The organism is Pseudonocardia sp. MH-G8 (assembly GCF_002262885.1).
Classification (GTDB): domain Bacteria; phylum Actinomycetota; class Actinomycetes; order Mycobacteriales; family Pseudonocardiaceae; genus Pseudonocardia.
Genome location: NZ_NKYF01000001.1, coordinates 576,770 through 596,246, shown reverse-complemented (window position 1 = coordinate 596,246; position 19,477 = coordinate 576,770). Strand labels below are relative to the sequence as shown.

At 71.4% G+C, this 19,477-nt stretch carries 14 protein-coding genes; 3 read left to right on the top strand and 11 right to left on the bottom strand.

What is annotated here, in order from left to right:
* Positions 1-3: 3 nt before the first annotated feature.
* Positions 4-393, bottom strand: coding sequence for an STAS domain-containing protein (locus tag CFP66_RS02715; protein WP_094920131.1), 390 nt, complete (start codon positions 391-393; stop codon positions 4-6).
* Between the two features lie 214 nt (positions 394-607).
* Here CFP66_RS02715 and CFP66_RS47795 point away from each other — a divergent pair, with 214 nt between their 5' ends.
* Positions 608-895: a DUF2795 domain-containing protein gene (locus tag CFP66_RS47795; protein WP_158228011.1), complete on the top strand. Its 288-nt coding sequence runs from the start codon at positions 608-610 to the stop codon at positions 893-895.
* A 63-nt stretch (positions 896-958) separates the two neighbouring features.
* On the opposite strand, the gene CFP66_RS02705 is transcribed toward CFP66_RS47795, so the two are convergent.
* The 10 genes from CFP66_RS02705 to CFP66_RS02665 form a co-directional block, all read right to left on the bottom strand.
* On the bottom strand, positions 959-2,344 hold the full coding sequence (locus CFP66_RS02705; protein WP_094920130.1) for a right-handed parallel beta-helix repeat-containing protein: 1,386 nt from the start codon (positions 2,342-2,344) through the stop codon (positions 959-961).
* Between the two features lie 43 nt (positions 2,345-2,387).
* The gene (locus CFP66_RS02700; protein WP_094920129.1) at positions 2,388-4,373 is read right to left on the bottom strand and encodes a right-handed parallel beta-helix repeat-containing protein; all 1,986 of its coding nucleotides are present in this window, start codon (positions 4,371-4,373) and stop codon (positions 2,388-2,390) included.
* Positions 4,370-5,611, bottom strand: coding sequence for a glycosyltransferase (locus CFP66_RS02695; protein WP_094920128.1), 1,242 nt, complete (start codon positions 5,609-5,611; stop codon positions 4,370-4,372). The genes CFP66_RS02700 and CFP66_RS02695 overlap by 4 nt, the downstream gene beginning before the upstream one ends.
* The gene (locus tag CFP66_RS02690; protein ID WP_094920127.1) at positions 5,608-6,579 is read right to left on the bottom strand and encodes a 2-dehydropantoate 2-reductase N-terminal domain-containing protein; all 972 of its coding nucleotides are present in this window, start codon (positions 6,577-6,579) and stop codon (positions 5,608-5,610) included. Before CFP66_RS02690 ends, CFP66_RS02695 begins: the two co-directional genes overlap by 4 nt.
* A 625-nt stretch (positions 6,580-7,204) precedes the next feature.
* The gene (locus tag CFP66_RS02685) at positions 7,205-8,563 is read right to left on the bottom strand and encodes a nitrous oxide reductase family maturation protein NosD (protein WP_143517082.1); all 1,359 of its coding nucleotides are present in this window, start codon (positions 8,561-8,563) and stop codon (positions 7,205-7,207) included.
* A 43-nt stretch (positions 8,564-8,606) separates the two neighbouring features.
* Positions 8,607-9,518 carry a polysaccharide lyase gene (locus tag CFP66_RS46945; protein WP_143517081.1) on the bottom strand — a complete coding sequence of 304 codons (912 nt, stop codon included), beginning with the start codon at positions 9,516-9,518 and terminating at the stop codon, positions 8,607-8,609.
* A 13-nt stretch (positions 9,519-9,531) separates the two neighbouring features.
* Positions 9,532-11,766, bottom strand: coding sequence for a right-handed parallel beta-helix repeat-containing protein (locus CFP66_RS02680; RefSeq protein ID WP_094920125.1), 2,235 nt, complete (start codon positions 11,764-11,766; stop codon positions 9,532-9,534).
* The gene (locus CFP66_RS02675; protein WP_094920124.1) at positions 11,763-13,022 is read right to left on the bottom strand and encodes a glycosyltransferase; all 1,260 of its coding nucleotides are present in this window, start codon (positions 13,020-13,022) and stop codon (positions 11,763-11,765) included. The genes CFP66_RS02680 and CFP66_RS02675 overlap by 4 nt, the downstream gene beginning before the upstream one ends.
* Complete coding sequence (locus CFP66_RS02670; RefSeq protein WP_094920123.1) at positions 13,019-14,029, bottom strand: 2-dehydropantoate 2-reductase N-terminal domain-containing protein; 1,011 nt, start codon at positions 14,027-14,029, stop codon at positions 13,019-13,021. The genes CFP66_RS02675 and CFP66_RS02670 overlap by 4 nt, the downstream gene beginning before the upstream one ends.
* Before the next feature lie 574 nt (positions 14,030-14,603).
* A complete protein-coding gene (locus CFP66_RS02665) occupies positions 14,604-15,869 on the bottom strand; it encodes a glycosyltransferase family 2 protein (RefSeq protein WP_158228010.1) in 1,266 nt (421 codons plus the stop codon).
* A 193-nt stretch (positions 15,870-16,062) separates the two neighbouring features.
* Between CFP66_RS02665 and CFP66_RS02660 the strand changes: the two genes are divergently transcribed.
* Together CFP66_RS02660 and CFP66_RS02655 are read left to right on the top strand one after the other, a co-directional pair.
* Entirely contained in the window at positions 16,063-17,031 is a 969-nt protein-coding gene (locus CFP66_RS02660; protein WP_094920121.1) for a patatin-like phospholipase family protein, read from the top strand.
* Between the two features lie 1,090 nt (positions 17,032-18,121).
* Complete coding sequence (locus CFP66_RS02655) at positions 18,122-19,405, top strand: competence/damage-inducible protein A (RefSeq protein WP_094920120.1); 1,284 nt, start codon at positions 18,122-18,124, stop codon at positions 19,403-19,405.
* Positions 19,406-19,477 lie beyond the last annotated feature (72 nt).

Here is a 19,477-nt window from a genome sequence, read left to right as displayed (position 1 = left end):
AGGTTACCCGAGCGCCTGCGGCACGCCGTCGGCGATCTCGAACAGGCCGAGCAGGCCGGTGGCCTCGAGCGCGCGGGTGACGATCCGCGAGCCCGGTACGAGGCGCAGCGTGTGCCGGCGGCGGTCGGCGTCGTCCTTGGCGGCGACGAGCACCGCCAGGCCGGCCGAGCCGAGGAACGTGACGTCGGACAGATCGAGGACGAGCAGTCGCACGGCGGACACCTGCTCGTCGAGCCGGCTGCGCAGCACCGGCGCGGTGAGGGTGTCGATCTCTCCGACGACGTGCATCACGCGGGCGTGGTCGCCGTGGCTCACCACGTCGAAACGGATGACTTCGCCGATCTCGTCGGCGTCGTCGGTGCCCCCGTGGTCGGCGGGGAATTCGCCGCTCATGCGCACCGGCTCCTCGAAGTCTGTCGTGGAGGTCTGTCGTGGGCTCGTGGTGCGGACTGTTGTCGTGGACCGCTGCACAACCCTACGGGCGGCCCCTGGGGCGCACAACAACACCCCCGTCACCCCCGCGTGGTCTCGCGGTTTGGACGGTGCGATGCGGGGTATCCGCCAGCACCGCCAGTGCCGTCGGCGCTGCGCCACAGGAGGCCGCACCGTGCATCGCAGCAACTACCGCTCCGACGTCGAGCGCCTGTCCCAGATCCTGACCGGAACGCCGTACCCGGCGGCCAAATGGCAGTTGATCATGCAGGCCGAGGAGTACGGCGCCGACATCGCCACGCGGGCGCAGTTGTGGGCTCTGCCCTCCGGTACCTACCGCGACCTGCGGTCGGTGCTCGTGGCGCTCGCGGAGTTCGGGGAGCAGCAGTCCGGCGCGCGCGACTCCTCGCCCGGCGGGCCGTCCCTCCAGCCGGTACCCGGACGGGTCCGGCCGCTGCGCTGAGGACTGCCTGCTCCTGCTGCGCGGAACGGTGCCTCGCCAGGCCGCAGCGGGTGCAACGACCGATCAGTCCTTGACGATGTCGTCCTCGGCGTTGTTGAAGATGCGGTTGTCGCCGTCGGGCACGATGGCCGAGCCCTTGAGCATGATCCCGGAACGGTTCGTGAAGATGATGTTGCGGGCGATGTCGACGTCGCCGTCGACATCGACGTACACGCCGTAGCGGCCGTTCTCGCCGAGGGTGTTGGCGCGCAGCGTGGTCTGCGAGGCCTCGCTCACCACGCGGATCCCGTCCTTCTGGTTGCCGCGGGCCTGGTTGTTCTCGATCAGGTTGTTCTGGCTGGTCTGAGCGATGCCGATGCCGGATTCGACGTTGTCGTAGACCCGGTTGCCGCGGACGGTGTTGTCGTTGGACTCGTTGATGTTGATGCCCTGCGCGGCGTTCGCGAAGGTGTCGTTGTTCTCGATGGTGTTCCGGTCCGAATTGAGGTAGAGCACGATCCCGTGGTGGTTGTTCCGGTAGACCGAGTTGTCGCGGATGACGCTGTCGACGCAGTCCTCGGCGAGGATGATGCCGTGCTTGCCGTTGTCGTGCACGAGATTGCGTTCGATGGTCATGTCGTGTGAGCCGGTATGTGGGTCGATCCCGTACAGGATGTTGTCGTGGAACTCGTTGTCGGCCACGACGAGCCCGCCGATCTCGTAGCTGTAGAGGCCGTAGTAGTTGTGGGAGACGACGCTGTTGGTGATCTTCCCGGTGGTGCCTTCGGTGCGCCAGGACAGGCCGTAGGACTCGACGTCGCCGTTGCCGAGGTAGCGGATCTCGGCGTTGTCGATGTTCATCGTGGCGCCGTCGCGGGCGAGGATGTAGCTGCGTCCGTCATCGAGGTTCATGTCGGCGGTGTTCGTGGCGGTGTCCCACGAGGTGATGCAGGTGCGGCTGATCTCGATGCCGCCGCCGAACGCCTTCACCGACGCGGTCCGCCCGGCGGTGTTCCCCAGCTTGAACCAGCGCACGGTGGAGCTCGTGATCTGCAGGGACGCGCCCTGCAGCACGGCGAGGTCGGCTCCGAGGAGCCACTCGCCGGGGGCGACCTCGCGCAGGAGGTCGGGGTTGCCGACGGCCTGCGCCAGCGCCGGGAGCGTCACCCCCGTGCCCGCGCTGAGCACGATGCTGTTCAGGGCCGGGTCGAAGCGGGCCTCGGCGGGCGCGGCCGGTTCAGCCGGTGCGGGTGGCGCGGCCGCGGCCGGCCGGGTGCAGGGGTTTGCCGGGTCCACGACGATCTGCGCGGCCGGCTGCACGCGGTCCAGCGGCTGCGGCGGGGGAGCGGTACAGGCACTCACCACGAGGGTGAGCGCGGCGCCCAGTACGCCGAGCGTGGCCACGAGCAGCGCGGCGCGCGCGGGCTTCTGGCCCGCGGGGGAGGCGGGCGTCGGTGTCGGGGTCGTCATCGACGTGTCTCCGGTCGGATCGGGTCCCTGAGTGGTCCGGCGGTCATCCGGCGCCGACCGGCACCCCGGGTGGCAGCCGCCTGCCGTGGATGCCGACCCGCCGTTGCCGGGTGTGGTGCACCTGCTCCAGCACGACGGCCAGCAGGATCAGCGGCACGCCGATCGCCCCGAGCAGGTTGAGGGGCGGGAGGCTGAGGTCGTTGTCCCCCCGCTGCGCGATCTGCCCACGCAGGGCCTCGAGCGCGTGCACGCTCGAGTCGGTGAGCAGGAACGGGCTCCCGGGTGCGCTCTCGATGCCCAGTTCGAGCGCGTCGATCGTCACGTCGTCGGCGCGGACGAGCTCGGGTGCGCGCGAGTGGATCCCCTCGTCGGCCCCGGAGATGGTGATCCCGGAGATCGAGGTGCTCGCGGCCACGTCGATGCCGGTGGCGCCGCCCGTGATCCGGCCGCCGATGATCTCTGCACCGACACTTCCGCTGCGGATCGCGTCCGCCTCCACGTGGAGCGCGGTCACGTCCGCGATCACCAGGCCGTTGGTCCCGGGTGTCGCGACGATCCCGTCGCGGCCGCCCTTCAGGGTCAGGCCGGCCAGGCGCACCCCGCTGGCGCCGCGTTCGATGCGCACGCCCGCGCGGGAGTCCGCGACCTGCACGTCGCTCAGCAGGATCTCGGAGCCGCCGATGGCGACGCCTGCGACGCGGGTGCCTTCGATGGTGGAGGCGCGCAGTTCGAGGTTGCGTGTGCTCTTCTCTGCCACCACCCCGCGCCTGCCCCCGATGATGCGCAGGTGGTCGAGAACGATGCCGGTGCTGCCGACGTGGGTGAAGACCGCGCTGGGCTGGTCGGTGGCGGTGAAGTCGGTGACGTGCACGTCGGTGGAGCGGTTCACCCGCAACCCGCCGGCCTCGTCGGTGGCGGTGACGACCCCGGAGATCCGCGGCCCCGTCTGGCCGATCACCGCCAGGCCGTAGCCGCCGTTGCCGCTCGTCACGATCCCGGAGATCGGCCGGTCCGAGCTCTCCCCGGAGACCACGACCCCGTTCTCGCCGTTGCCGACGGCGCGGATCCCGCTCATCGTGGTGGCCCGGTCGCCGGACAGGACGAGCCCGTCGGCGGTCGACTCGCTGACGGTGACCTGCTCGAGGTGCACGCCCTGGGAGCGGGACAGCTGGAGGCCCGTGGTGTTGCGCTGCAACGTGGTGCGCACCATCGAACCGGTGCTGTCGTGGTTGAACACGACGCCCGGGTCGCCCCCGCGCAGACCGCCGGAGGGCGTGCCGAGGTCGCTGATCGTGCTGTCGACGGCGTCGAGGCGGCCTCCTTCGGACACCACGATGTAGGGCCGCCCGGCCGCGGTGGGCGGCAGCGGCTGCCCGCTCGCGGCGTCCGCGGACGTGACGGTGACCGCGTTGAGCGCGACCTCACCGCCGCCCGTGTGCAGCGACGCGGCGTCCTGCGCGGTCGGTCCGCCCTGCAGCACGAGGGTGCGCACGTCGTCGCCGCCGATCTGGAGCGAGGCGCCGCGCGTCAGGACGATGGTCGCGCCGAGCGCCGCCGTACCGTCGCCGACCGTGAGCCATGAGCTGGGAAGGGCCCGGTCGAGCGAGGCGATGGTCGACGTGCCCTGCCGGTAGACGCTGCGGGAGAGTGACCCTTCGGACACGGATTCGATGCGGTCGTCCCGGATGATCACCAGCCGGTGTGGCCGGCCTCGCGAGTCCCAGGTCCTGCGGGCCTGCCGGGCCTGCTTCGCGCGCTTGGCAGCGCGTTCGGCGGCGCGTTCGGCGGCCTCGGCATTGGCCCGGGCCCGCGCGGATCCGTCGGGGTCCGGCTCGGGCGGCTGTGCCGGACGCACATCGGGCCGGCTCGCAGGGTGGTGGGGTGCGGGCTGGGTCGCGGCGAGCGGCATCGGGGCTGCGCCGGCGGCCCCGGGCAGGGCCTGCACCCCGAGGAGGCCCGCGAGCCCGACGACCGCGCACCCCGCGAGCAGCCGCGCGCCGCTGCGCCGATGGCGGTGGCGGCCACTCATACCGCGATCTCCGTGGGGTGCTGCGGGTGCTGCTGGTGGTGCGGGTACTGCGCGGGCTCGGAGGTGCGCACGACCTCGCCGTTCTCGACGGCGACCTCTCGGGTCAGCCAGCGCTGGCGGCGGATCGTCATCAACGCCTGCAGCTTGATCAGCGCCATGAGCCACGAGACGACGACGTAGCCCGGCACCAGGAAGAAGCTCGAGGGCCGTCGGCGGATGTGTGGCAGCAGCTTGGCCGATCGGCTGATCTGCCACCACAGGGCGAGCACGCCCGCGAAGATCCAGTTCTGGCTGACGAGGGCGACGACCATGAAGATCGGGCCGAGCAGGAGCGTGAAGCTGGCCAGGCCCTTGTCGATCATGGTGTAGGCCAGGAACGGGTGGTGCCACACCCACCGCTTGGACAGTGCGCGCAGGTCCGAGCGCCAGGTGTTGCGCGCCCAGCGCAGCCGCTGGCGGAAGAAGATCCGCCAGCGATCGGGGAAGGTCGACCACACCTCGGCGGTGCGCTGCATGTAGGTCAGGTGCCCGCGCTCGAGGACGAGGGTCGTGAGGCGCTTGTCGTCGCCGGACAGGCACGGAACGCCCCAGAACGTCTCGTCCATGAAGTCCGACTCGATCTCCAGCAGCAACGCGCGCCGGTAGACCGCGGTGCGCCCGGACAGGCACGAGACGGCCTTGCCCAGGAGGCTCTGGCTGGCGTTCTCGTCGAAGTAGCGGTGGTCGAGGAACATATCGGTGATGCGGGCGAGGAAGCCCCTCGAGCCGTAGACGCTCTGGCGGGTGCCGACGCCGCCGATGCGGGGGTCGGCGAACGGCTTGCACACCTCCCGGGCCACGTCCGATGCCCAGAGCGTGTCCGAGTCCACCAGCGCCACCAGCTCGGTGGTCGCCTTGCGCCAGCCGCGGCGCAGGGCGTCCCGCTTGCCGGGAACGGTGGTGATGATGACGGTGACCGGGTAGCGCCGGGCGATCTCCTGGCAGATCCGGTCGGAGGAGTCGATCACGAGGATGACTTCCTCGATGTCGTTGGCCAGCCAGGACTCGATCGCCGCCGCGAAGATGTCGGGGTCTTCCTGGTACACCGGCACGACCAGGCTCATCGACAGGCGGTGCTCGTCCAGGATGGGGCGGTAGAGCACGGCGGGAATGCGCCGGACCAGCCAGCAGGCCCACCGGAACAACCCGAGCACCCCGAGCGGGGTGCCCAGCACGTAGTAGTAGACGGGCAGGTTCATGCCGGCTCGTGCTGCTGCCGGCCGCCGGTCACGGCACCGTGTGCGGCGCTCTCGCGCAGCTGTGCGTGGCTGGCGGCGTGGCTGGCGGTGTCGACCTCGTCGGAGACGATGGCGGCGAGGCGGTCGTTGGTCTCGACGACCGCGGTGAGCAGCGGCATGTCGACGCCGATGGTGTCGGCGAAGCCGAGGAAGCCGTTGGTGTCCTTGGGGAGGCAGACGCCGCCGTAGGGGGCACCGCCGCGGATGCCGTACTGGGGGTTGATCGAACCCTCCGCCGAGCGGGCCACGGTGGCGGCGATCGGGTCGAGGTCCACGCCCATCTTCTGGGCGACGAGCCACATCTCGTTCCAGAAGCTGATCTTGGTGGCGTTGAAGATGTTGTGCGCGGCCTTGATGAACTCGGCCTGGGCCGGGTCGTCGAAGGTGCGCAGCTCGCCGCCGAAGGGGGAGAGCAGGTCGCGCAGGCGCTCCACGGTCTGCGGGTCGCGGCTGGCGATCACGGTCATCCACGGGTGCGCGAAGTCCTCGGCGGCGGAGACCGCGCGGAGGAACTCGGGGTTGGAGGCCAGGCCGAAGCCTTCGCCCGCGGTCATGCCGGAGTGCTTCTCGAGGGTGTTCTCGACAAGGCCCTCGGTGGTGCCCGGGGGCACGGTGGAGCGCACGACGACGGTGTGGCGGGTCGCGGAACCGGCCAGTGCCTTGCCCACTGCGGTGGTGCCGGCCTCGAACGCGGACAGGTCGTAGCGGTGCCCGTCGTTCGGGGTGGGCAGGGTGAGGAACAGCAGCGACTCCGGTTCACCGGACAGGTCGATCTCGCTGCGGACGTCGAACCCGCGGGCGGCGAGCTCGGCGATGCGGGCGGGGGCGACGTCGATGAACGTCACCTTGTGCCCGGCCTTCAGGAACCCCTCACCGGTCGCCGCCCCGACGACTCCGGAACCGACGATGAAGATCCTCGACGACTGCATGGAATTGCACCTTCCCCATTCTGGGCGGTTGAACCGGTCGCGTCCCTGAGGAGATGGTTCCGCAATAGCGGAGTGCCACGATCGTGTAGACGGGGCTGACGGTCGGTGACGGCCGTCGTCCGGCGTGCCCGAAGAGGGTGCTGTCGCTCCAGCTCAGCGGCATGAGCGGGGCGTTGGGCAGGGACTCTGCCAGGTAGCGCGGTGCGCGTTCGTTCAGCTGCGCGCAACCAATCGTGTGAGGTGGGTCACACCAGAATGCACCTGGTCCGGTGAATTCGGCTCCGTTTCGGAGATCTGTCGTAACCCACTTGTGGACGACCGTTCAGGCGCTACGGCGGCCGCCGGGCGCTGATGGTGGCGCCGCTCGACGACACGAGGCGCTCACGTGCGCACCCCTGCAGCACCTGAGGCGTTTGTCCGGCACGGCGGACCGGGTGGGCCGCTCACTCAGAGTGCTCTACCCGCGGCAGGTGCAGGAAGGGCACGTGTCGCTCGGGGAGCGGAAGCATGCGGTGCCAGGAGCGGCGACCGGCGATGGGTCTCCTGAAAAGCGACGAGCGCGGCAGCGTGTTCGGCCGCTGCCGCGCTCGTCGTCGGTCCCGCCCTTCGACGGTCCCGCCCTTCGTCAGTCGTTGACGATCGCGTCCTCGGCGTTGTTGAAGATCGAGTTGTCGCCGTCGGGCACGATGGCCGAGCCCTTGAGCATGATCCCGGAGCGGTTGGCGAAGATCGTGTTGCCGGCGATGTCGACGTCGCCGTCGATGTCGACGTACACGCCGTAGCGGCCGTTCTCGCCGAGGGTGTTGGCGCGCAGCGTGGTCTGGGCCGCCTCGCTCACCACCCGGACGCCGTCCTGCGCGTTGCCGCGGGCCTGGTTGTCCTCGACCAGGTTGTTCTTGCTGGTCTGGGTGATGCCGATACCCGACTCTTTGTTGTCGTAGACCCGGTTGCCGCGGATGATGTTGTCGTTGGACTCGTTGATGTTGATGCCCTGCGCGACGTTGGCGAAGGTGTCGTTGCCTTCGATGGTGTTCCGGTCCGAGTTCAGGTACAGCACGATCCCGTGGTGGTTGTTCCGGTAGACGATGTTGTCGCGGATGACGCTGTCGACGCAGTCCTCGGCGAGGATGATGCCGTGCTTGCCGTTGTCGTGCACGACGTTGCGTTCGATGGTCATGTCGTGTGAACCGGTGTGCGGGTCGACCCCGTACAGCGAGTTGTCGTGGAACTCGTTGTCGGCGACGACGAGCCCGCCGACCTCGTAGCTGTAGAGGCCGAAGTAGTTGTGGGAGGACACGCTGTTGGTGATGCTCCCGGTGGTGCCCTCGGTACGCCAGGACAGGCCGTAGGACTCGACGTCGCCGTTGCCGAGGTAGCGGATCTCGGCGTTGTCGATGTTCATCACGGCGCCGTCACGGGCGAGGATGTAGCCGCGTCCGTCGTCCTGGTTGGTGTCGGCGGTGCTCGTGGCGATGTCCCAGGACGTGATGCAGGAGCCGTCGATCTGGAGACCGCTGCCCTGGCCCAGCGGCTTCAGCGAGGCGATCTTGCCCTCCTCGCTCACCAGCTTGAGCCAGCGCACCTCGGGCGCCGCGACGTGCAGCGACGCGCCGTTGATCACGGAGATGTCGGCGCGAAGCTCCCACTCGCCCTCGCCGACCTGGCGCAGGGCGTTGTCGTTGCCGACGGCGTCGGCCAGCGCGGGGAGCGACACACCCGTGCCGCTGCGGAGCTCGATCGTGTTCGTCGCCGCGACGAAGCTCGCGCTGACGTCCCCGCTCGCGGGCTGCTCGGCCCCTCCCGTCGAGGCCGGCTCGCGGACGCACGGCTGCGCCGGGTCGATCGTCTCGTTGGGCGCGGCTTCTTGGCGGGCGATCGGGTCCGGCGTCGGCGCCGAGCAGGCACCGGCGAGCAGGGCGGCCGTGGCCACCAGCACACCGAGGGTGGTGGCGCGGACCGTGCGGCGGGCGGGGGGCAGGGACATCGTCTCGGTCTTCCTCAGGTCGGTGTGCTCGTGGCGGCGGGGGTCACGACTCGTCGGGTGTGCCGCAGTCGCTGTCGTCCTCGGATGCCCCCGGGTTACCGGGCGGCGGTGCGGAGCCCTCGGTGAGCTCGAACGCGGCGAAGTCGACGTGCTGGTCGGAGGTGCTCGCCCACGACGAGTCGCCCCCGCCGAAGAAGGTGGAGAAGAACACGCCGTCGATCTGGAGCTCGTCGGTGGAGCGGAACTCCATGCCACCGCGGTCGAGGACGACCCGGTCGTCCTGCCAGACGGTGATCCGGCCATCGGCCGTGCCCGGGGTGTTCAGCTGCACCCGCTGCTGGATCGTGGTCCAGTCGCCGGGCGTGAAGGTCCAGCAGCCCCGGCCCAGCGACGTGCCGTGCTCCTCGGAGCTGGGCAGGTAGGCGTACACCTCGCCCTCACCGCCGGCACGCCACATGTACCGGGTGGAGAGCCCGTCCTCGCCGTCCGGGATGTCACCGCCGCTGTTCTCGGTGCCACCGTAGAGCCCGGGCAGCTTGCCGCCCTTGACGAAGTCGAACCCCTCCGGGAACCGCACCTGGTAGGTCAGGTCGAGCACGTCCACCGGTGTCGGCAGCTCCATGTAGGCCTGCAGACCGCCATCGGGACCGTCGGTGCCGCGGCTCGCGGAGCCTTCCGGGTATGACGCCCGTAGCCGGACGCCGCCCGGGGCGTCCGGGTCCTCGACCAGCGACGCGATGTCGAGGCCGAAGTTGCCCTCGCCGGCGATCGTCAGGTCGTTGCCCAGGAACTCCTCGAGTGCCGCGGGCTCGACGCCCTCGCCCGCCTGGGCGGGGCTCGTCGTCGCCGGGTCCTGCTCCCCGGCGCCGCATCCCGCGACACCGAGGAGCAGGACGCCCAGGACAGCGGTGACCGCGCGTCCGGAGCTCAGGGACCGGGACTTCCACGGGAACATCTGGTGGGCCTCCTCATCCGGCGCCCACCGGGATCGCCGGTGGCGAGCGCCGCTTGTTGCCGCCGACCTTGCGCTGGCGGAAGGTGTGCACCTGCTCCAGCACGATAGCCAGGACGATCAGCGGCACGCCGATGGCGCCCAGGAGGTTCAGCGGCGGGAGGCTGAAGTCGTTCGAGCCGGGCGGAACCTGCTCGAAGGCGCCCCGGAACGCCTCCAGCGCGTGCACGCTGGAGTTGGAGAGGACGAACGGGCTGCCGACGCCGACGTTGAGGCCCAGGTCGATCGCGTCGATCGCGACGTTGTCGGCCCGCACCAGCTCGGGGGAGCGGGAGTGGATCCCCTCGCTCGAGCCGTTGATCGTGATGGCGGTGATCGTGGCCGCCGCGGCAACGTCGATGCCGGTGGTGCCACCGGTGATCGTGCCGCCGGTGATCTGCGCGCCCGGGCTCTCGGTGCGGATGGCGTCGTCCTCGACGTGGTTCGCCGTGAGCTCGTTGATGAGGATGTCCTCGGCGCCGCCGGACGCGACGACGCCGTCCCGGCCACCGTCGATCGTCATCCCGTTGAGCTGGATGTGGCCGGAGCCGCGCTCGAGGCGCACCGCCGACCTGGCGTCCGCGACCTGCACACCGTTGACCCGGATGTCCTTGCCACCGATGTTGACGGCGGAGACCCGCGAGCCCTCGATCGTGGAGTTGCGCAGCTCCAGGTTGGTGGTGCTCTTCTCGACCACCACACCGCGGCGCCCACTCGTCATGTGGATCCCGTCGAGCACGATGCCCGTGCTGCCGACGTGGGTGAAGATGCCGATCGGCTGGTCCGTCGCGGTGAAGTCGGAAACGGTGACGTCGACGGCCTGGTTCAGCCGGAGCCCGCCTGCCTGGTCGCCTTCCGTGGTGATCCCGGTGACCTGCGCGCCCTTCATCCTGGACACGACGACGCCGTAGAGCTCGTTGCCGACGGTGCTGATCCCGGAGATCGGGTGCTCGGCGGTCTCCCCGCTGATGTACACGCCGTTGGCGCCGTTGCGCTCCGCGCGGATCCCGGCCATCGTCGTGCCCCGGTCGCCGTTGAGCACGACGCCGTCGTTCTCCGACTCCGTGACCGTCAGCCCGTCGATCTTCACGTTCTGGGATTCGGAGAGTTCCACCCCGACGTTGTTGCGGTGCAACGTGGTGCGCACGAGCGAACCGGTGCTGCCCGGGTTGAACCCGAGGCCCGGCTCCGCGCTCTCCTCGCCGTGCTCGGGGGTGCCCATGTCGGTGATCGTGGTGTCGGTGGCGTTGAGCTCACCGCCGCCGGTCACCTCGATGAACGGCCGGCCCGCGGCCTCGAACGGCAGCGGCTGCTGGCTCGCCGGGTCGAGGGAGGAGATCGTGACGCCCTCCAGGTTCAGAGTCCCGCCGCCGGTGTAGATCGCGGACGCGTCGGGGATCTCCGGCCCACCGGTCAGCCGCAGCGTCTGGATGTCCGGGCCGATCTTCATGGACGTGCCCGGCGTCAGCACCAGGGTCGCGTCGAGGGTGGTGGTGGGACCGTCCATCGCGAGCCAGTCCCTGGGCACCATGTTGTCGAGGTTCTCGAGGGTCATCGTGCCCCCGCCGCGAGGCACCAGGCTTTCGAGGCGCCCCTCGTCGACGACCTCGATGCGGTCCGCGCGAACGGTGATCATCTGGTGCGGCCTGCCGCGCGATTCCCAGGACTCCCGGGCCTTCGCCGCCTGCTCGGCCCGCTCGGCCGCTTCCCGGGCGCGCTTCCTGGCTGCCTCGGCAGCCTCCTTCGCGGCCTTCTCGGCGGCCTTCTGGGCCTCCTTCTCGCGCTTGGCCTCTTCCTTGGCCGCCTGCTCCTCGGCCTTCTTGCGGGCCTCGGCCTCGGGATCGGGCCTGGGGGTCTGCGGCGTCGGCCTGCGGGTCGGCTCCGGGTTCTGGGCGCCGCCGCCGTTGTTGCCGCCGCCGCTGCCGCCGCTGCCGCCGTCGTTGCCGCCGCCGCCACTGCCGCCGTCGTTGCCGCCGCCGCCACTGCCGCCGTCGTTGCCGCCGCCACCGTCACTCGGCGGGTCGTCCTGAGTACTGCCCCCGCTGTCGCCCCCGGGCGGCCGCGGTTCCTGCTGTGCAGGCGCCGCCAGCGCCCCGGCCGGCGCCGCGAGGGCGACGCCGGCCGGGATCACCGGGAGCGTGATGGCGCTGAGCGCGACGCTCGCGGCGATGATGCGCGCGAGCCGCCGGCTGCCCGTCCGGGGGGCGGTCATGCGGCGCGTCCGGCGTGGGTGACCATCCGCAGTGGCACGGTCTCGTCCTCCTCGAATTCGTCGCCGCCGCCCGCACCGTCGGTGCGGACGACCTGACCGTTCTCGACGGCGACCTGGCGGGTGCCCCACTTCTGGTGCCGGATCGTCATGAGCGCGTGGATCTTGATCAGCGCCATGATCCAGGAGACGACGACGTAGCCCAGTACAAAGAAGAACGACGAGGGCCGCCGCATGATGTGGGGCAGGAACTTTGCCGCGCGGCTGATCTGCCACCACGCCAGCAGGATGGCGGCGATCAGCCACTCCTGCGCGATCAGCGCGGTGGCCATGAAGATCGGGCCCAGCAGCACGGTGAAGCCCGCGAGGCCCTTGTCGATCATCGTGTAGGCCAGGAACGGGTGGCGCCACACCCACGGCCGCGACAGCGCGCGCATGTCCGAGCGCCAGGTGTTGCGCGCCCAGCGCACGCGCTGCTTGAAGAAGATGCGCCACTTGCTGGGGAACGTCGACCAGACCACGGCCGTGCGCTGCATGTAGGTGAGGTGGCCGTGCTCGAGGACGAGCGTGGTGAGGCGCTTGTCGTCACCGGACAGGCAGGGCACGCCCCAGAAGGACTCCTGCATGAACTCCGCCTCGATCTCCAGCAGCAGCTGCCGCCGGTAGATCGCGGTACGGCCGGACAGGCACGAGACCGCCTGGCCGAGCAGGCTCTGGCTGGCGTTCTCGTCGAAGTACCGGTGGTCGAGGAACATGTCGGTGATCCGCGCCAGGAACCCCTTGGTGCCGTAGACGCTCTGCCGCGTGCCGACCCCGCCGATGCGGGGGTCGGCGAACGGCTTGCACACCTCGGCCGCGACGTCGGGGGCCCAGATCGTGTCCGAGTCCACCAGTGCGACGAGTTCGGTGCGGGCGGCGCGCCAACCCTTGCGCAGCGCGTCGCGCTTGCCGGGCACGTCGGTGATGACGACGGTGACCGGGTAGCGCCGGGCGATCTCCTGGCAGGTCTTGTCCGAGGAGTCGATCACGAGGATGACTTCCTCGACGCGGTTGGCCAACCACGACTCGATCGCCGCCGCGAAGATGACCGGGTCCTCCTGGTAGGTGGGGACCACGATGCTCATCGGCAGCCGGTAGTTGTTGACGATCGGCTTGTACAGGACCGCCGGGATGCGGCGGATCAGCCAGGTGGCCCACCGGATCAGGCCGAGCACCCCGATCGGGGTGCCCAGCACGTAGTAGTAGACGGGCAGGTTCATGCCGGCTCGTGCTGCTGCCGTCCGCTCGCCGCGACGGCCTCGTCGGCCGGGTCGGTGGCCGCGGTACCGGTGGTGGCGGTGGCGGCGCTCTCGCGCAGCTGTGCGTGGCTGGCGGCGTGGCTGGCGGTGTCGACCTCGTCGGAGACGATGGCGGCGAGGCGGTCGTTGGTCTCGACGACCGCGGTGAGCAGCGGCATGTCGACGCCGATGGTGTCGGCGAAGCCGAGGAAGCCGGTGGTGTCCTTGGGGAGGCAGACGCCGCCGTAGGGGGCACCGCCGCGGATGCCGTACTGGGGGTTGATCGAACCCTCCGCCGAGCGGGCCACGGTGGCGGCGATCGGGTCGAGGTCCACGCCCATCTTCTGGGCGACGAGCCACATCTCGTTCCAGAAGCTGATCTTGGTGGCGTTGTAGATGTTGTGCGCGGCCTTGATGAACTCCGCCTCGGCGGGGTTGGTGAAGGTGCGCAGCTCGCCGCCGAAGGGGGAGAGCAGGTCGCGCAGGCGCTCGACGGTCTGCGGGTCGCGCCCGGCGACGATGGTCATCCACGGGTTGGCGAAGTCCTCGGCGGCGGAGACGGCGCGCAGGAACTCCGGGTTGGAGGCCAGGCCGAAGCCTTCGTTCGCGGTCATGCCGGAGTGCTTCTCGAGGGTGTCCTTGACCAGGCCCTCGGTGGTGCCCGGGGGCACGGTGGAGCGCACGATGACGGTGTGGCGGGTGGCGGAGCCGGCCAGTGCCTTGCCCACGCTGGTGGTGCCGGCCTCGAAGGCGGTGAGGTCGTAGCGGTGGCCCTCGTGCGGGGTGGGCAGGGTGAGGAAGATCAGCGACTCCGGCTCGCCGGACAGGTCGATCTCGGTGCGGACGTCGAACCCGCGGGTGGTGAGTTCGGCGATGCGGGCGGGGGCGACGTCGATGAACGTCACCTTGTGCCCGGCCTTCAGGAACCCCTCACCGGTCGCCGCCCCGACGACTCCGGAACCGACGATGAAGATCCTCGACGACTGCATGGAATGCCCCTCCAATTCATGACGATCGGTCCGATCGCCTCGCTGAGATGGTTTCGCAGCCTTCCGTTCCACCATCTCGCAGGTCTCACGTCACCCATCGTGACGAGTGGAGGTCGCGTTACAGGGAGCCGTCGGAGGTTTCCCCAGGTCGCTGGCCAGGTACAAGAAGGTCACGTCATCCGGTGGGGTGACCTGACCTGCGGTACCGCAGCGCTTGGTAACGGAATGCTGTGGCCTCCGTCACGACTGGATTCACCCGCTCGGACGAATTTGCGCTCGCATCGGTGAATAACAGTAACTTCCCGCGGTCGACCGCTCGCCGTTGCCATTCCACCGCTGGCCGTCAAGGGGTGATCATCGGCGCGGGCGGGTGACCGCTCATCGCGCAGAACCGCACGTCGCGCAACCGGAAGGGGGTGCTACGCGTTTGACCCTTCCTCGGGTCTACGGGCAGTGATCACCCGGAGTGTTCCATGCCGAGGAGCTCCTGGGGGACCCACGTGTGGGGCGGATCGCCCCCTCCCACCGGCGTGCGGCGGCTCACCGTGCGTGCCATGGCACGGGGTCCGCGTGCTCAACCCACGAGGGCGAGCGACCGCGATCCGGACGACGCGGGCGGGGGGTCCGCCACGAGCGGCGGCACCCGGCCGCCGGCGCGACGCGCGGCGCGCCGGCTGCGCAGGTAGGCCAGCGGCCCGCGGGCCAGCCCGTGCAGCCGGTTGCGGCTGGTGCCGGCGGGCATGCCGTCGCCCGCACCGCTTTCCCGTGCGGAGATGCGCCGCAGCTGGGCCACCGCAGCGGGCAGCCTGCGGAGCGCGGCCGCGCGCGCCCGCCGGTCCAGGGCGATCTTCGTCAGGAAGCCACCGAGTCCGATGGCGTACCCGTGCAGCTGCTCGCGCAGCGCATCCGGTCCGGGCCGGTGGTGGTGGCGCACCCATGCGCTCGGCTCGTAGGCCAGCACCTGGTCGGCGAGCACGAGGCGCACGAGGAACTCGCAGTCCTCGCCGCCGTGGGTGGGTGAACCCGGGCCGAGCGCCTCGTCGAACCCGCCGACGCTGCGTGCGACGTCGGTGCGGACCGCCAGGTTGGCGCCGATGCCGAACAGCCCGGGGGAGAACGGGAAGATCGGGGAGTCGTCAGGGGGCTCGGCGAGGGAGAACCGGCGGCGTTCGAAGCCCTTGTTCCAGGCCAGAGCGCTGTCAGCGGCAAGTTCCTCGGCGGTGGCGAGACGGGCGGCGAGCACCGGACCGCTCACGCAGGCCACGTCGGGATCGGCGGCGAACGCTCCGGCGATGCGCACGGCCCAGGCGCGGTCGGGCTCGGTGTCGTCGTCGGTGAACGCCACGATGTCGGTGTCGGCCTCCTGCAGGCCGCGGTTGCGTCCCACGGAGGCGCCGCGGCGCGGTTCGTGGACGTAGCGCACGCGCGGGTCGCCGAAGCCGCGCACGACCTCGGCCGTGCGGTCGTCGACCGGGTCGTTGTCGACGACGAGCACCGTGACGTCCGGGTGGTCGCCGTCGAGCAGGGCGCGGACGCAGCGGGCGACGCTCTCGGGCCGGCCGCGGGTGGCCACCACCACCGTCACGGCGTCGAACGCCGCGGGCGGTGCGGCCGGCTCGGGCACGTCACCCAACTGGGAATCGAGGGCGTGGCGGACCGTGGCGGCTCGCGCGCGCCCGTCGACGAGGGGGAGCTCGAGGCTGCCGATGGGCGTGCCGCCTGCGGTGACCAGGAGGCGGGCGGCGCCGAAGCGCCGGTCGACGATGATGGGCGCGACCGGCTCGTGTCGGTCGAGCTCGCCGACCCAGGTGGGTGCGGGAGGAGCGATCCAGGGCGACAACCGGGGCCTTTCTCGCGGGGGGCCGCTGTTCGCGGAGGTCCGTCGAGACCCACCGTATGTCGTGCCGGCGCGATCTGTGTCCGTTTCGTCCGGATCGTCGACGGGGCGACCCGGTCGACCTGCCGAGCGTCTGTGGCGACCCTGAGAGCGGCTCCCGAACGGGGTAACCGTCACCTCCCGTTACGCTCTACGGGTGCCAACGGTGTCCCCCGCTTCCTTCCTGCACGGCGACCGAGAGGTTCTCGGCGTCCTGCAGGACCGGCGCGCGGCCGGCACGGAACCGGGCGCCCGCACCGACGCCCACCGGGTTGCGCTGGTCATCGGCGGCGGCGGGATGCGGGGCGCGTACGTCGCGGGGATGTTGCGGGCGCTCGATCGGGCCGGCCTCGTCCCGGCCTTCGACGAGGTCTACGGGGCGTCCTCCGGGGGATTCAGCGGTGCCGCGTTCCTCACCGGTGACGCCGCCGCCTGCGCCGCCAGCTACCCCGAGGACCTCAGCACCGAGGTCTTCATCAACATGCGCAGGCTCGGCACGCGACGTCCGGTGGTGGCGCTGGACCACCTCGTCCACGACGTGCTCGGTGACCGCAAGCCGCTCGCCTGGCACCAGCTGGGTCGCACCCCCGCGCCGCTGCGCCTGGTGGCCACCGACACCGCGGACCTGACGGCCCACACCCTCGAGGGGATGACGAGCGTCGCCGACTGGGAGCGTGCGCTGCGGGCCAGCGCGGCCATCCCCCTGCTGTCCGGCCCGCCGGTCGCCTACGGGGGCAGGCGCTGGGTCGACGGATCGGTCGCCGAGCCGCTCGCCATGGCCCGCGCCCTGCGCGGCGGCGCCACACACGTGCTCGTGCTCCTGTGCCGGGGCGCCGACGACCTGCACCCCGACGCCGACGCGGGCCTGTCGCTGTGGGCCCGCACGCTCGACCGGCTCGTTCCCGGGCTCGGCAGCCTCGCGCAGGGTTCGCGGCGCTACGGCAGCGACCTGCGACTGGTCACCGATGCCGCGCACCCCGGCCGCGGGCCCGGTCACCTCGCCGCGATCGGCCCCGCCCGTTCGGCCGGGATGGGCGCCCTGTGCGTCGACCCCGTCCGCGTCGGCGACGCCGTCCGGATCGGCGACGAGTCGGCGGAGTCGGCACTCGCCGCGGTGGCAGCCTGACCCCATCGGCCGCCGCGATCGCTGCGAGCCGCGCAGCACGGTCGTCACGACCGTGCTGACGCACGCCTCGGACCGCTCACGGCGGCACGGGCGACGGCCGGCCCGGCGCTGATCGTCCCGAGCGGCGCGCCATGGTGGTGACCCCCGCGCTGACGTGCTTCTCGCGCTGATCACGGCTCGATGATCGCGACGAGTCGCACACCAGCGTCGTCCGCGTCGCCCTGGTGTGCTCCTCGGACAGATCATGTGCGGTGACCACGCGCCGGCCTCGATCAGGCGTCGGGCGGTGTGCGTCGCTCACGTACTTCTCGCACGCTGCTCGCCGTCCTGATCGCCAAGAGCGTCAGATCGAGTCGGTTGCGAGGGTGTCGCCGGATCGGAGGGGGCGGGCGCCCGGGCCTTGCGGAGCAGATGGCTCGCCGATCTGGCGTTCCAGCAGGTATCCGCCCTCGACCGACCGGAATTGCCGCTGCAGGGCCAGGTACGCACCGGAGACCGCCGCTGGCACGGGCACGGTCCGCGGTGATCGATCCGATCAGTACCTGGGTGCGGGGGCGGCGACGGTGGCGTACGGGTCGGAGTGATCAGGGCCGGGTGATCGGTGCGAGAAGTGCGTGGGTGCTGTCGCGGCGACGTCAGGTACTTCTCGCAGCGATCACCATCACGCGTCCGCGGGCCCCGACTCGGCAACGCGCTCCGGTGCGGCTCAGCCCTGGTCTGCTGATCAAGGCCGTTTGCCCGAACGACCACGATATTCGTGGCTCGTACCCAAACCGGCCACCCTCGGCGCGGCGGGCGGGCTCGGCGTCGGACCCACTGCGCGTGAGACCCAGCTATGGGGTGGAGCAGGAAGCCTCGAGCCGGGAACGGCGCGCCCACCGCAACCCGGCCTACGAGGCAGGGACACGGCGAGGAGCGGCGGCGGGGAGCCGGGTCGAGGCGTGCGCACGCACCCCGTCGACGGGTGCGCGGAGAAGGGCGGGGTGGTCGCGGACCGGCCGGTGTGTGAACCGGTGGACGTCCGTGGCCACCGCACATGGTGTTCCGGTGATCGGCAGGCGGGCGTCGGCGATCCCGTACGGTCTGGCCCGTGGGAGCTGGGGTTCGGCCGCGCGCCGCCGTCGTCGTCACCGGGAGCGAGTTGTTGACGGGGGCGATCTCCGACCGCAACGGGCCGTGGCTGTCTCGCGAGCTCGCCGCGCTCGGGTTCGAGGTGGCGCACGTGCAGCTGGTCGGGGACCGGCCCGGTGATCTCACGCGCGCCTTGGCGCTGGCCGCCGACGACGGCTGCGTGCTCGTCGTCACCAGCGGTGGGCTCGGCCCCACCGCCGACGACCTCACCGGGGCCGTGGTGGCCGAGTTCGCCGGCGTCGACCTCGTGCTCGACGAGGTGATGCAGGCGCGCATCGCGGGGATCCTCGCCGGGTTCGCCGCCCGTACCGGTTTCGGCGGGCCCGCGCTGGAGGAGGCCAACCGCAAGCAGGCGATGGTGCCGCGCGGGGCCCAGGCCCTCGACCCCGTCGGCACCGCGCCGGGCCTCGTGGTGTCCCGCCCGGGCGGGCCGCTCGTCGTGGTGCTGCCCGGCCCGCCGCGGGAGCTGCAGGGCATGTGGCCCGCCGCGCTGGCGGCCGCGCCCGTGCGGGAGCTGCTGGCCACCGTGCCCGCCGCGAGCGCCCGGTCGCTGCGCTACTTCGGGCTGCCCGAGTCGGAGATCGCCGCCACCCTGCGCGAGATCGAGGCGCAGCGCGACGTGTCGGACGTCGAGATCACCACCTGCTTGCGCCGCTCCGAGCTGGAGGTGGACCTGCGCCCCCTGCCGGGCGCCGAGCCCGTCGCCGACGCGGTGCACGCCGAGCTGGCCGCCCGCCACGCCCGGCACCTGGTCAGCGCCGACGGCACCAGCACCGACGAGCTGCTGGCCGCCGCGCTGGGCGAGCGCGGCTGGACCGTGGCCACCGGGGAGTCGTGCACGGGCGGGATGCTCGCCGCCCGGCTCGTCGACCGGGCCGGTTCCTCGGCGTACGTCTCGGGTGGCGTCGTCGCCTACTCGAACGCCGCCAAGACCGACCTGCTCGGCGTGCCCGCGGAGCTGATCGCGGCGCACGGCGCCGTCTCCCCGGAGGTGGCCCGCGCCCTCGCCGACGGGGCCAGGGAGCGCTTCGGTGCCGACGTCGGCATCGGCATCACCGGCGTCGCAGGTCCGGGGGGCGGCACCGACGCGAAGCCGGTCGGCTACGTCTGCTTCTGCGTCACCACGGGCGACGGCCAGGTCATCGCCCGGGACCCGCGCCTGCCCGGCGGCCGCGCCGACATCCGGGAGCGCGCCACGGACGCGGGCATGCACCTGCTCCTGCGCGCGGCGAGCCCCCGCTGACGGACGGGGCATAGACGGGGCCGATGCCTCCTATCCCCACTTTCTGTTTCCGTCCCGCCACCGTGGGTCCCT

Bases quoted from the DNA above. Each gene is read 5' to 3' on its own strand.
- CFP66_RS02715 (WP_094920131.1), bottom strand. From the start codon at position 393: ATGAGCGGCGAATTCCCCGCCGACCACGGGGGCACCGACGACGCCGAC.
- CFP66_RS02705 (WP_094920130.1), bottom strand. From the start codon at position 2,344: ATGACGACCCCGACACCGACGCCCGCCTCCCCCGCGGGCCAGAAGCCC.
- CFP66_RS02700 (WP_094920129.1), bottom strand. From the start codon at position 4,373: ATGAGTGGCCGCCACCGCCATCGGCGCAGCGGCGCGCGGCTGCTCGCG.
- CFP66_RS02695 (WP_094920128.1), bottom strand. From the start codon at position 5,611: ATGAACCTGCCCGTCTACTACTACGTGCTGGGCACCCCGCTCGGGGTG.
- CFP66_RS02690 (WP_094920127.1), bottom strand. From the start codon at position 6,579: ATGCAGTCGTCGAGGATCTTCATCGTCGGTTCCGGAGTCGTCGGGGCG.
- CFP66_RS02685 (WP_143517082.1), bottom strand. From the start codon at position 8,563: ATGTCCCTGCCCCCCGCCCGCCGCACGGTCCGCGCCACCACCCTCGGT.
- CFP66_RS46945 (WP_143517081.1), bottom strand. From the start codon at position 9,518: ATGTTCCCGTGGAAGTCCCGGTCCCTGAGCTCCGGACGCGCGGTCACC.
- CFP66_RS02680 (WP_094920125.1), bottom strand. From the start codon at position 11,766: ATGACCGCCCCCCGGACGGGCAGCCGGCGGCTCGCGCGCATCATCGCC.
- CFP66_RS02675 (WP_094920124.1), bottom strand. From the start codon at position 13,022: ATGAACCTGCCCGTCTACTACTACGTGCTGGGCACCCCGATCGGGGTG.
- CFP66_RS02670 (WP_094920123.1), bottom strand. From the start codon at position 14,029: ATGCAGTCGTCGAGGATCTTCATCGTCGGTTCCGGAGTCGTCGGGGCG.